This is a genomic window from Streptomyces sp. SAS_272 (assembly GCF_052543235.1).
Window position 1 is genome coordinate 1 of record NZ_JBMNDR010000102.1, and the last position, 12,487, is coordinate 12,487.

A 12,487-nucleotide genomic window follows, 5' to 3' on the forward strand; every position below is an offset into this window, starting at 1 on the left:
CACCGCGCTGATGCGGTGGGGCGGCCCCTTGCGTCTTCCTCGGATCAGGTCAGCCCGCGCGGTCGGCGGCCTTCCTGCCAGGCCCGGTCAATCGCAGCAGCGGCGGCATCCCCGGCCAACTGCTCGATCTCCTCGGGCACCTCCCGCTCGTCGAGTACGAAGAGCCGGCCACTGACGAGACGGGTGGTCGTCTTCCAGTCGAGACGACGCCCCGCCTCCCGAGCGGCACGCCGGACGTCTTTCAGCTCGCCCATCTCCGCAAGATCGTCGACGCTCAGTATCAGCTGCCCGTAGTAGCCCTGGTACTCGGGCTTGAGGGCGGCCCGCATCAGCGACTCAAGGCGGTCGACCAGCTTCTCGTACCGTCGCCGGGCCAGATCATCCTTGACGGGCATCCTGCACAGCTCCCCACCGTCCGCGCGCTGGCGTGTGTGCCATATGTGTGCTGCAAGCGCAGGAGCCCTCCCGTCCGCTGGACGGAAGGGCTCCTGACCTGGTGCTTTGCTGTGCCCCCGGCAGGATTCGAACCTGCGACACCCGCTTTAGGAGAGCGGTGCTCTATCCCCTGAGCTACGAAGGCGGGGCTTGGGTGAGACCTTGCCCGGACTCGGTGCACTAGTCGTGGCCAGGTCTCTCGGTCAAGCCCTGAGCGACCTGAGGCAGCAGCTGCGGCGAGGTGGTGGGCGGAGCCCGCGTGACACGCCGCAGCGCCCGTCGGGGCGCTCGATCCACAGACTACCGGATCGAGGCTCGGACGGGCGCTGGTGTATCGGGCGGAGCGGGTCCTCCGGTCGTCCTGCACGATGTCGTCGGCCGCCTGTCGCCACGAGGGAGCACCCTCCCGCCCGGGAGGTGCAGCGCACTGCACCTCCGGGGCGGACGGGACAGGGGGGCGCAAACCGTCAGACGCGGGCGGTCATGACTTGCCGAGCAGGCGCCAGATCTGGTTCTTCTTGGTGGTCAGGGTGCTGCCGGTGTCGCAGGTCCACTGGTGGACGAGGGCGCCGGGGGCGGTGGAGACGGTGCTGACGTCGACGCACTTTCCGCTGTGTACGGCGACGAGCTGATAGTCGTGGCTGTTGCCGAGCGCGGTCACCGGGCGGAGGGTGAACCGCTGGTTGCCGGCGCCGGTGCAGGTCCACTGCTGGACGGCGGCCGCGTTGGCGGTGGAGACCTCGGAGATGTCGAGGCACTTGCCGCTGGAGTGGTTGACGACGGTGTAGGTGTCGGCGGGGCCGGTGGCGGGGTGGAAGTCGAAGAGCTGCTCCTGACCGCCTCCGCAGGTGTTCTGCCGGTACTGGGTGCCGTCGGCGGTGGACCGGCCGGGGTTCTCGAGGCAGAGCGAGCTGTGCTGGGCGACGGCCGTGGAGGAGAAGCCGGTCGCGGCGCCGATGTGGAGGTTCTGCGGGGCGAAGGAGACTTCGTCCAGGTGGGGCGCGGAGCTGGAGCGCATGGGCTGGCCGATGTCGCTCCCGCCGCCGGAGTAGACCACGCCGATGGTCGTGCCGTCGTAGTTGTAGAGCTGTGAGGCGGTGAACTTCACCGTGTTGGCGCCCTTGGCCAGGGTCACGGGAACGGTGTGGGTGGCGAACTGGTTCCAGTGCAGGGTGCTGGCGAAGTTGACGCGGGTGGCGGCGCCGCCGTTGACGCTGACGTCGGCGTGCTCGGCGTACAGGTCGGGGTTGTAGTGGTTGGAGGGCAGTTCCTCGGCGTCGGCGTAGCGCATGGTCATGGCGTAGGCGCCGGCCGTGGGCGCGTTGACGTTGAGGGTGAGGGAGTTGGCGGTGCCGTTGCCGATGCCGGTGACGACTCCGCCGTCGGCCTGGGTGTAGGTGGTGTCGGCGGCCGCGGTGCCGGTGAGGGCGCCGCTCTCGGCCTGGTAGGTGACGACGTTGCCGGTGGTGACGGCGTCGCCGGCGCCGAACGGGGTGACGGCCAGGTCGTCCAGGGCCAGGGTGCCGCTGGTGCCGGCGACCTCGACCTTGTTGATGCCGGCGGTCAGGTGGACCCGGTTGGTGGAGGTGGACCAGGCGCCGGTCGTCGCGCCGGAGAGGGTCTGGTCGTCGGCTGCCTTGCCGTTGACGGTGAGGGCGGCCTGGCCGGTGTTGCGGTAGCGGGCTGTCACGTCGGCGTAGCCGTCCTGCGCGGAGTAGACCCAGAACGTCGCGGACTTGCCGGAGGTGAGGTTCACCGCGCCCGCGCCGGACTGGCCCTGCGAGGTGTAGGCGGCGGTGCCGCTGTCGGAGAGGGCGGCCTGCTCGGCCTCGTAGAGCGTGGTGCCCTGGACCGCGGCGTTCTTGTACCGCAGGTCGATCTTGTCGACGAGGGCGTCGCCGGTGGTCTTCGCGCCGTTGTCACCGGTGGTGGCCAGGGTGATGGTGTGGCTGCCTGAGGTGAGGTGCACGGTGGTGTCGCTGTGCCCCCAGACCACCCACTGGAAGCCCACCGGCATGTCCATCCTGGTCGAGGCGCCGCCGTCGACCCGCATGTACACGTCCGTCGGTCCCTTGACGTCGGGGTCCTTGGCGTAGCTGTTGCCGAACACCGACAGGTCGTAGTCGCCGGTGGTGGGCACGGAGACCGGGAAGGAGATCACCGTGGTCGAGCCGGTGCGCAGTCCGCCGACGTCCTTGGCGCCTGAGGTGGCGAACTTGCTGACGTTGCCGGTCGTGCCCTCGGTGTTGATGTTGTAGCCGCTGCCGCTGAGCGTGGCGTTCTCGGCCTCGTACGTGCCCGTCCAGGTGCTGTCGGAGGCGGTGGCGCTGCCGGTGCCCCCGGGAGAGACGATCACCTGGTACGCGGACATCGCGTCGAGGGTGAGCGGGAGGGTGATCGAGCCGTCGGAGCCCACGGCGACGTCGGCGTCCGAGAGCCGGGTCGGGGTGGCCGCCGCGCCGATGTAGCCGCTGTAGCGGTCCTGGAACACGCTGACGTGCACGGTGCTGCCGAAGACCGCGGGGTCGATGTTCTTGATCACCGTGCTGGAGGCGCCGCTGGTGCCGCCGCCGGCGAGGATCACGCGGGCCTGCTTCTTGGCCGCGTCGAGGCTCGCCACGCCCTGGAGGGTGTACGCGGCGTCGGCCCCGGTGCTGGTGACCTTGACGGTGTTGCCGCCCTTCATGGAGCTGTACCAGTTGTACAGCCACCACTGGGCGTTGGGGGTGTTCTGGGCGGCGGCGGAGTCGCCGAGGTTGCCGTTGATGTTCCAGTACGGCAGGTTGCCGTCGACCTTCTCGTCCTCGAGGGCCGCGATCCACTGGACCATCTGGCCGGGGTCGGTCAGGTGGTAGCGGTGGGCGTACTCGTTGAGGTTGACGGTGATCGGGGAGGTGATCCCCGCGGCGGTCTCCACCGCGCGGTAGGCGTTGACGGTGCCGCGGACGTCGGCCGGGCTGCCCAGGGTGTGCCAGGTCACCACGTCGGGCAGGCAGTTGTTGGCCTTGCAGTAGGTGAGGAATCCCCTGAGGGAGGAGTCGCTGTAGCCGGCGCTGTTGGGCCCCGCCAGCCGCGCCTGGGGCCAGATGCCCTTGATGAAGTCGTAGGTCTGCCGCCACTCGGAGTTGAAGGCGGCCAGCGCCGTCGAGTTGGTGCGCATGCCGTTGAACCAGCCGATGTCGGGCTCGTTGTAGGGCACGAAGACGATGTGGCTCGCGTAGGGGCTGACCTTCGCCTGCTCGACCTGCTTCTTCACGTTCGCCTGGTATTCCGCGTAGCTCGCGCGCTCGTACGTGTTGCGGTACACGTCCGTCATGTAGATGAAGACGTCCCTGCCGCCGCTGTCGACGAAGGGCTTGGCGACCTCCAGGGCGTCCGAGCCGGGGTGCTGCTGTCCGTCCTGGTACTTGGTGTTGGTGGTCTGCAGTCCCATTCCCTCGATGAGGTTGTTCGTCGGCACGTCCGGCCCGTACAGGCCGTACAGCGCCCCGGACGCGCCGCCGCGGAAGGCTCCGGTGGTGGTGCCGAGGTCGACGGTGAGGGTGGGGGTGGCCGCGGAGGCCGGCGTCGCCGTCACGGTGGTGACGCCGGCCACCACGGCCAGCGGGAGCAGCGTCCTGGTGATGCCGTGGAGGAGGCGTCTCTTGGCCGAGCGCCTTTGCCCGAGTCTTGGCATGTGCTTACGTCCCTTCAGGGATGGGGCTGGTTGTGGCTGTGCCGGCCCCCGTGCCGGACGTGTGGGTGGGCGTCGCCTGCGGGTCAGGCGACGGTGGTGACGGCTGCCCCGGCTTTCGCGCCGCGGCGTTCGTGGTCCCGGGCGAGGAGGAGGTAGCTGCTCGCGGTCCAGGTGTAGGCGCGGTCGCGCAGTCCCTCGCCGGTCAGGGCGTCGAAGTTCTCGGCGAAGCCCGAGGACTCGCACAGGGCGCGGAAGCGGGCGCTGATCTCGTCCGCGAGGCGGGTGTGCCCGGCGCGGCGCAGGCCGTCCTCGACGAGGACGGTGGCCGGGGCCCAGATGGGGCCGCGCCAGTAGCCGTCGGGCTCGTAGTGGGGGGAGGCGGGGTGTTCGGTGGCCAGGCCGAACGCGGTGAGGTGGGCCTCGATCCGTTCGGCCAGCCGGTCGCGGACCGCGGCGGGCAGACGGTCGCCGAGCACGATCGGCATCAGGTCGAGCAGGCTGGCGCTGGGGGTGCGGGCTCCGCCGTGGGCCGGGCGGCTCAGGAACCGTTCGCCGTCCCACAGTTCGTCGAGCAGGGCCGCCTGGAGGGCGTCGGCCGTGGCGGCACGGCGCCCGGCGTCCTCGGGGCAGCCCAGTTCCTCGGCCAGCCGGGCCAGTTCGTCGAGTTGGAGGATCAGCAGGGCGGTGAGATCGGCGGTGACGGCGAGACGTCCGGGGTCGAAGGTGGTGGCGTTGTCCCAGCCGCTGTCGTTGCCGTGCTGGTAGTGGGGCAGGGCGGCGTCGGGTGCGCGACGCGCGGTGAGCCAGAAGTCCGTCCAGCGGGTCAGCCGGTCGTACGCCTCGGTCAGCTGCGCCCGGGTGAGCGGCTCGGGGAGCCGTCGGCGCAGGTGGCCGAGGGCCCATCCGTGGATGGGCGGTTTGACGAAGTTGTAGAGGACCTCGGAGTGGGTGACGGAGTCGGGGAGCGCGCCGCCGGCGTCCTGGTGGTCGAAGGGGAGGGAGAACTGGTCCCAGGCGAGTCCGGGGCAACCGGGCGCCAGGGCAAGGGCGTTGAAGCAGTGGTCCCAGCTCCACACCTTGTCCATCCAGTGCTTGGACATCAGCACGGCGGGCCGGGTGACCAGTCCGGCCGGGAACACGGTCGCCGACCACACCACGTAGGCGGCGAGTTCGGCGGCCGGGGTGGCCTCCGAGCGCCAGGGTGCGACGGTGCCGGCGAAGCCGGCGAACAGCTCGCGCGCCGCCTCCCGGACCTCGCCGAACGTCGCCGGGGAGTGGAAGGGCGGTCGTGCGGTGTCGAGTTCCTCGATCGCGACCTCCCATGAGCCGTCGGCCCCGGCGGCGACCGTCAGACCGCGGTCGCCGGCGCCCAGCGCCTGTGAGCCGGAGACGGCGGTGACCGTGCCCGACAGCACGGTGATCCGGTAGCGGCGGCCGGTCTCGTAGGAGGTGAACACGTGCGCGCCGTCCACCGGATCGCGGTAGAAGTAGGTCCCGCCGAAGGGGGTCAGGGCATGCGCCGCCGCGGTGACGCGCAGGTCCAGTCCCTCGCCGTGCACGCGCACGGTGTCCGGGGACTCGTAGGCGAGGTCCACGCGCCCGGCCGCGCCGGTCCAGCCGAGCAGGCCCGGCGTCGCCTCTACGGAGGTCTCCGCCCGCTCGCCCGTCGCCGCGTCGAGGGGGACGAGGCGCAGGACGGCGTGCATGCCGTTCTGGTGCGAGACGAGGTGGAGGTCCTCGGCGAGCGTCCGCTCCGCCAGCACGGGGGAGACGCCGAACCAGGAGCCGTGCGTGCTGAAGGGTATGTCGTGGACGGAGAAGGCCGGGCCGGCCGGTGCGGCGGTCATGGAGGCGGCACTCATTTCTTGTGCGGGGGCGGTCGGCGGTTCGCGGATCGCGGTCAGCCGGACGGGGCGACGGTGCTCGCACGGCGGCTCGTGGGGAGCGCGGCGACACGGGCGGGGGGCGTCGGCACGGGGTGGTGGGCGTCGGCATTGGTGGTGCGGGACGGCACGGGTGGTGCTTGGCTGCACGGGTGGTGCGGGGTGGTGCGGGGTGGTCGGGTGGTGCGGGGCGGCACGGTGGTGCGGGGCGGTGCGAGTGGTGCGGGACGGCATGGTGGTGCGGGTGGTCGGGTGGTGCCGGGGTCAGTCCTTGACGGCGCCGGCGGTCACGCCGGCGGCCACGTACCGCTGGGCCAGGACGAGGATGACCGCGGCCGGCAGCGAGGCCACGACGGCGGTGGCCATGATGGCGTTCCACTGCTGGTTGTTGTTGCCGATGTAGTGGTAGATGCCGAGGGTGATCGGTTCGTGGGCGCCGCCGTTGACGAGCGTGCTGGCGAAGACGAAGTCGGACCACGACCACAGGAAGGCGAACAGGGACACCGTGACGACGGAGTTGCGGCTCATCGGCAGGACGATCGCCCAGAAGGTGCGCAGCGGTCCGGCCCCGTCCGTCTTCGCGGCCTGCAGCAGTTCGCCGGGGATGCCGGACATGAACGCGGTGAAGATGAGGACGGCGAACGGGACGGCCAGCGTCGAGTCGGCGACGATCAGGCCGGGTACGGACTGGAGCATGCCGAGCTGCAGGTAGATGGCGTAGAAGCCCATCGCCATGATGATGCCGGGGATCATCTGGGCGGCCAGGAGGACGAAGTTGAGGATCCCGCGGCCGCGCGGACGCAGTTTGGCCAGCGCGTAGCCGGCGGGTGCGGCCAGCGCCACGGTCAGGGCCACCGTGCCGAGGCCGATGACGAGGCTGGTGCCGAGGTAGGGCAGTTGCTGGTCGACGACGGCCCGGTAGCCCTCCAGGGTCGGGTGGGCGGGGAACAGGTCCGGCGGGCTCTTGCGCATGTCCTGGTCGCGGGTGAAGGACACGTTGAGCATCCAGTAGACCGGGAACAGCATGACCGTGGTCAGCAGCACCCCGACGGCCGTCTTCACCCAGGTGCGGCGGCGACGGTTCGGGACCGTCCGTGCGTGCGTCATGACAGTGCCTGCTTTCGCTGGACCCGGACGTGGATCAGGCCGAAGACCAGGGCGGCGACGACCAGCAGGTTGCCCACGGCCGCTCCGGGGCCGAAGGCGGGCAGCAGGTTGCCGAAGCCGAGCTGGTAGGACCAGGTGGCGAAGGTGGTGGACGAGTCGGCCGGGCCGCCCTTGGTCATGATCCAGATGATGTCGAAGACCTTGAGCGTGTAGACGAGGCCCAGCAGCAGGGTGATCGCGGACACCGGCCGCAGCAGGGGGAAGGTGATGCGCCAAAAACGCTGCCAGGCGTTCGCTCCGTCGAGCGCGGCCGCCTCGTACAGGCCGGCGGGGATGGACTGCAGACCGCTGTAGAGGACGACCAGGTTGAAGGGGACGCCGATCCAGATGTTCGCGATGATCACCGAGGCCAGCGACCAGGACGGCGAGGTCAGCCAGTTCACCGGCCCGATGCCGACGGCGTGCAGGGCGGCGTTGACGATTCCGGAGTCGCTGTTGAGCATCCACGACCAGGTCGACGCCGACACGATGAGCGGCAACAGCCACGGCACCAGGAACAGCGCCCGCAGAGTGGCGGAGAGCCGGAAGTTCTGGTTGAAGAAGACGGCGAGCGCCAGGCCGATCGCGTACTGGAAGACCAGGCACACGGCGGTGAACGCCGCCGTGTGCAGCAGCGCCGGAGCGAACGTCGGGTCGTCGAACACGATCCGGTAGTTGGCCAGGCCCGTGAACGGCGCGTCGCCCCGGACGAAGGAGCGCACGGTGTAGTGGCGCAGGCTCAGGTCGATGTTGCGGTAGAGCGGATAGGCGTAGAAGAGGACGAGGTAGAGGGTCACCGGGGTCAGGAACGCCCAGGCGGCCCACTGCGGGGAGGCGGGACGCCGCCGGGCCGGGGGGTGGGCCGGGGGCGGGGCGGCGGGTGCCGCCCCGTTCCGGTCGCGTACCGGCCGGCGGTCCGGCGACGTTGTCGTGTGCTTCATCGGCTGGCCGGGGTCCTGGTCACTTGGCGGCGGACTGGGCTGCGGTGAGCGCGTCCTTCGGTGACGCGGACCCGCTGAGGGAGGACTGCACGGCCTTCCACAACTGCTCGGAGATCTTGGGGTACTTGGTGCCCAGGTCGTCACTGGTGCGTCCCTTGGCGGCGTGCACCGCGTCGACCCAGGGCTTGAGTCCGGGGTCGGCCGCGACCTGCTTGTCCTGGACCTCGGCGGTGGGAGCCACGTAGGAAAGCGTCGTGTCGGTGGCGAGCAGGTTCTGGCTGCTGCTCAGGCAGGACACCAGCTTCTGCGTGGTGGCGTAGCGGCCGGTGTCGTCCTGCACCGGGACGGTGACGAACTCACCGCCCGTCGGGGCTGCGGCGTCGCCTCCGGTGGCGGCGGGGACGGGGATGACGCCGTAGTCGAAGCCGGCCTTCGCCGCGTTGGCGAGCTGCCAGGTGCCGTTCTCCGCGAACGCGTAGTCGCCGGTCGCGAACTCCTGCCAGCTGGTCGTCTGGGTGTTGTTGATCACCGAGTTGGGGGCGTAGCCCTTGTCCAGCCAGTTCTTCCACAGCGACAGCGCGGAGACCGCCTTGTCCGAGTCGAGTGCCGTCAGCTGGGCTCCGGAGCCCCAGTACCAGGGCAGGAACTGGAAGCTGCCCTCCTCCGTGCCGATCGCGGAGAAGGTGATGCCCTTCTTGCCCGCTCCCTTGACCTTGGCGAGCGCCGCTGTCAGCGACTTCCAGTCCTTGACCGAGGAGATGTCCACCCCGGCCGCCTTCAGCACCGCCTTGTTGTAGTACAGGGCGAGGGTGTTGGCGCCGATGGGCGTGCCGTACGTCTTCCCGCCCGACTGGCCGGCCGCGAGCAGGTTGTGGTCGACCGTGGAGACGTCCAGCTTGGTGTCGTCGGTGGAGGTCAGCACACCCGCCTCCGCCAGGGTCGACACCACCGGATTGTCGACGATGAGGACGTCCGCGGAGTTGCCCTGCTGCGCCGCCAGCAGCGCCTTGTTCGTGAGGTCGCCGGTGTCGAACGCGGTCCGCTTGATCTTCACGCCGGCCTTGGCGCCGCAGCCGTCCAGCAGCTTCGCCCACGCCGATCCCTTGTCGAACTGGGGGTAGGGGTCCCAGACGGTGAACGTGCCGCCGTCCGAGCCCTTCGCGGACGTGCCGCTCGCTCCGGAGGAGCACGCGGTGGCGCCGGCGGTGACGGCGACGACGGTCAGGACTGCGGCGGTGAGACGCCGTCCGGCGGATCTGTTCATGGCGTTTCCTCAATGGGTTTCGGCACGGGTGTGCCCTGGGATCGGCACGGATGTGCCCGGGAGATCGGCACAGACATGGGTGTGCCGTCAGAGCGGCACGGATGTGCCGGGGAAGGGGTGGTCCGAAGCCTCCGGGTCCGGGGAACCGGGGCGGGAGGAGAGGAGAGGGAAGGGGAGGGGAGGGACTGGGAGGGGCGGACCGGGGTGACGGTTGGGGTGCGGCGGGCGCCGGGAGGGCGCCCCCGGTGACGGCTAGGGGTGCGTGGAGGCCGTGGGGTCCGCTCCCCGCTCGGCGGGAGCGGCTTCGGCGAGGCCGGGGCCGGCGGAGGCGGGGCCGGCGGGTGCGGTGCTGGCCCGCAGCGAGATCGGCGGGGCGAGGAGGTGGTGCCGGGCCGGTGTGTCGGGGTGGTCGAGGCGTTCGACGAGCAGGTCGACGGCGAGGCGGCCCATCTGCTCCGCCGGCACGTCGGCCGCGGTGAGCTGCGGGGTCACCGTCTCCGCCCACCGGCCGGCCACGACCCCGGTGACGGAGAAGTCGCGCGGCACATGGCGGCCGGCCTGCGCCAGCCCTCGGTAGAGGCCGCCGAGCGCGGCCTCGTTCAGCGTGACCAGCGCCGTGGTGGCGGGATCGTCGTGCAGGATCCGCTCCAGGCAGGCGAGGCCCGAGGCGGCGTCGTCCCCGCAGCAGTACGTCCTGACGGTGAGACCGCGTTCCGCGGCCGCCTTGGTGAACCCGTCGAGACCCCGGTGGGCCGATTCGTAGCCGGCCCGCAGCAGCTGCTCGGGCCGGTTGACGAAGGCGACCCTGCGATGGCCCAGGTCCGCGAGGTGGTGCACACAGGCCGCCGCCAGCGCCGTGTGGTCCAGGCCCACCCACCAGCTGCCCTGCGGGTGGGCGGTGCGGCCGATGGCGACGGAGGGGAAGTCCAGCGCGGTGAGGTGGTCGAGCCGGTCGTCCTGCAGCCGGATCTCCATCAGGATCGCGCCGTCGACCCGGCGTTCGCCCAGCAGCCGCTGGAACGAGCGGTCGCTGTCCATGCCGCTCGGTGAGAGCAGCACGTCGTAGTCGTAGGCCGCGGCGGCCTCCGTCACGCTGCCGATGAAGTCCAGCTGCATACCGGTGTAGTGGTTGCCGGCGGGCGGGAAGACCAGACCGATGGTGTTGGTCCGGCCGTTGGCCAGGGCCCGCGCACTCGCGTTGGGCTGGTAGCCCAGCTCGTCGATGACCCGCTGGATCTTGTCGCGGGTCTCCTCGGACACGGGGCGCTTCCCGCTGAGGGCGTACGACACGGTGCTCCGCGAGACACCGGCCCGCTTGGCGATCTCACCGATGTTCACGGGACTCCTTGCCGAGTTGATCGAACCGGTTCGACTGTTCCGGGGAACGACTTCGGCCGGGTGGCCGTTCATCGAACCGGTTCGCGTGAAGTGAAGGTAGGAGCAACCCGGACGGGTGTCAACGCCTCGCGCCGGATTTCTCGTAACACCCCGGAAACGCCGGCGAGCGCGGAGACGCCGCCTGATCCGGCGGTGCGTGGACCCGCCCGCCCATCGGGCCATGGGGTCGGCCCGCCGGGCGAAAAGACCTCGTCCCGGCGGGTGAACGGTGCCGTCAGGGAGAGGGCGGCGTCGGGGCGTCCTCGCTGCCGGCCCGGCGTAGGGCCCGGCCCGGCGCAGGGTCGAGTCGCCCGCAGGGCCGCCCTCGGGGCCGCCGACGGGGGCGTGTCGGGTGCGTCCGGCAGCGGAGGCGGGCGCGCAAGGGGTCGCGTCCGGAGTGTTGTCGGCCGATGGCTCCGGTGTTAGCTTCGTCGAACCGGTTCGATCACTGCCGCTGTCAGGACTCGTCGTACCTGCCCAGGCGCCGAGCACACAGGCGCGAGGCGGCCGGGACGGGGGACGGGCCGGGACATGGACGGGCTGGGCAGGGCCGGGCAGGGCAGGGCCGGGCAGGGCCGGGCTGGGACAGGGGACGGGAAGAGGCAAGCGGGAGGCGTATCGGAAGTGGTTCGGAGCAGGCCGGAGCAGCTCGGAAAGCAGGCCGGAGCAGCTCGGGGCAGCTCGAGAAGAGCAGCTCGGGAGCGACGATCCGTCAGGTCAGCGGGACGTGGGTGAAACGGGCTGCCGTGTGGAGGTCGGCCTCGATGCGTGAGGCCGTCGACCGCAGGGCCGGGAGGACGTCCCGCACGCACTCCTCGACCGTACGGCGGGCGACATGCGTGGCCGCGTTCAGGGCGGCGACGGTGCGGCCCGCGCGGTCGTGGATCGGGACGGCGATCGCGCGCACCCCCTGCTCGAGTTCCTCGTCCGCCAGGGCGTACGACGAGGCGGGGTCCGTGGGCGCCGCCAGCAGCACCCGGCCCATCGATGTCGCGTGGGCGGGGAGCCGCGTGCCGACGCCGACGTCCACGCTCATGACGTGGCTGGCGGCGGCACGGGCCGTGTACTGGATCTCCTCGCGTGACTCGGTCAGCACCGCGAGCGACGTCGTCTCCCGGACGTCGTCCGCCAGTGCCGCCAGGTGCGGAGCCGCGATCCGGGGGAGCGAGGTGCGGGAGAGCGGCGGGAAGCCGAGGGCGAGGACCCGCGGGGTGAGGGCGAAGGCGCGGGGGGTGGCCGGTGTCACCAGGCCCAGGTGCTGGTAGGTGATCAGCGCCCGGCGGGCCGTCGCCCGCGCGAGCCCCGTCGCCTTCGCGACCTCGGTGAGCGTGAGCTCGGCCCTTCCCTCGCCGAACGCCGTCAGGACGGTCAGACCCCGGGCGAGGGACTCGACGAACTCGCGGCCCAGTTCCTGTTTGGACGCCCCCGTCCAGCCGGCCAGCCCCGCGGGCGGCGGGCCGGACTCCGCGGCCGGCGCGCCGCGCAGGTCGTCCTCCATCGCCGCGACGGCCGTCCGCAGCCGCGGGAGCAGGGCGGCGCGCAGATCTTCCGCCGTGTGGCGGCTCGTGTGGCTGACGACGCTCGCCACGCACGCGATCCGCCCGGTGCGCGGGTCGCGGACCGGGACGGACACGGCCACCAGGCCCGGCTCGATCAGCTGGTCGTCCAGGGCGCAGCCCTCGTCCGCGGCCAGGGCCGTCCTGCGGGCGAAGCCGTCGTCGTCGGAGAGCGCGCGGGGCGGTGGCGGGAAGGGCGGGAAAGACCG

8 protein-coding genes and 1 tRNA gene are annotated in these 12,487 nt (G+C 71.3%); all 9 read right to left on the reverse strand.

The annotated features are described in order from the left end of the window. Positions 1–44: 44 nt before the first annotated feature. On the reverse strand, positions 45–395 hold the full coding sequence (locus ACN6LD_RS36630; protein WP_319188850.1) for a hypothetical protein: 351 nt from the start codon (positions 393–395) through the stop codon (positions 45–47). A 112-nt stretch (positions 396–507) separates the two neighbouring features. Then, positions 508–580 (reverse strand) — tRNA-Arg (locus ACN6LD_RS36635). Between the two features lie 336 nt (positions 581–916). Then, a complete protein-coding gene (locus tag ACN6LD_RS36640; protein WP_445045408.1) occupies positions 917–4,111 on the reverse strand; it encodes an RICIN domain-containing protein in 3,195 nt (1,064 codons plus the stop codon). Positions 4,112–4,194: 83 nt separating this feature from the next. After that, a complete protein-coding gene (locus ACN6LD_RS36645; protein WP_445045409.1) occupies positions 4,195–5,958 on the reverse strand; it encodes an amylo-alpha-1,6-glucosidase in 1,764 nt (587 codons plus the stop codon). Between the two features lie 300 nt (positions 5,959–6,258). Continuing rightward, positions 6,259–7,101: a carbohydrate ABC transporter permease gene (locus tag ACN6LD_RS36650; protein ID WP_319198432.1), complete on the reverse strand. Its 843-nt coding sequence runs from the start codon at positions 7,099–7,101 to the stop codon at positions 6,259–6,261. Next, positions 7,098–8,081, reverse strand: a complete 984-nt coding sequence (locus ACN6LD_RS36655) for a carbohydrate ABC transporter permease (protein ID WP_445045410.1) — start codon at positions 8,079–8,081, stop codon at positions 7,098–7,100. Before ACN6LD_RS36655 ends, ACN6LD_RS36650 begins: the two co-directional genes overlap by 4 nt. 19 nt (positions 8,082–8,100) lie before the next feature. Beyond that, positions 8,101–9,345 carry a sugar ABC transporter substrate-binding protein gene (locus tag ACN6LD_RS36660; protein WP_319198498.1) on the reverse strand — a complete coding sequence of 415 codons (1,245 nt, stop codon included), beginning with the start codon at positions 9,343–9,345 and terminating at the stop codon, positions 8,101–8,103. Between the two features lie 252 nt (positions 9,346–9,597). Further along, entirely contained in the window at positions 9,598–10,683 is a 1,086-nt protein-coding gene (locus ACN6LD_RS36665; protein ID WP_445045411.1) for a LacI family DNA-binding transcriptional regulator, read from the reverse strand. Between the two features lie 751 nt (positions 10,684–11,434). Further along, the coding region (locus ACN6LD_RS36670) for an IclR family transcriptional regulator domain-containing protein (RefSeq protein ID WP_445045412.1) at positions 11,435–12,487 on the reverse strand (1,053 nt) is incomplete at its 5' end.

What these genes read in the sequence shown, in the direction of transcription:
- ACN6LD_RS36630 (WP_319188850.1), bottom strand. Translation starts at nt 395, where the DNA reads ATGCCCGTCAAGGATGATCTGGCCCGGCGACGGTACGAGAAGCTGGTC.
- ACN6LD_RS36650 (WP_319198432.1), bottom strand. Translation starts at nt 7,101, where the DNA reads ATGACGCACGCACGGACGGTCCCGAACCGTCGCCGCCGCACCTGGGTG.
- ACN6LD_RS36640 (WP_445045408.1), bottom strand. Translation starts at nt 4,111, where the DNA reads ATGCCAAGACTCGGGCAAAGGCGCTCGGCCAAGAGACGCCTCCTCCAC.
- ACN6LD_RS36645 (WP_445045409.1), bottom strand. Translation starts at nt 5,958, where the DNA reads ATGACCGCCGCACCGGCCGGCCCGGCCTTCTCCGTCCACGACATACCC.
- ACN6LD_RS36660 (WP_319198498.1), bottom strand. Translation starts at nt 9,345, where the DNA reads ATGAACAGATCCGCCGGACGGCGTCTCACCGCCGCAGTCCTGACCGTC.
- ACN6LD_RS36655 (WP_445045410.1), bottom strand. Translation starts at nt 8,081, where the DNA reads ATGAAGCACACGACAACGTCGCCGGACCGCCGGCCGGTACGCGACCGG.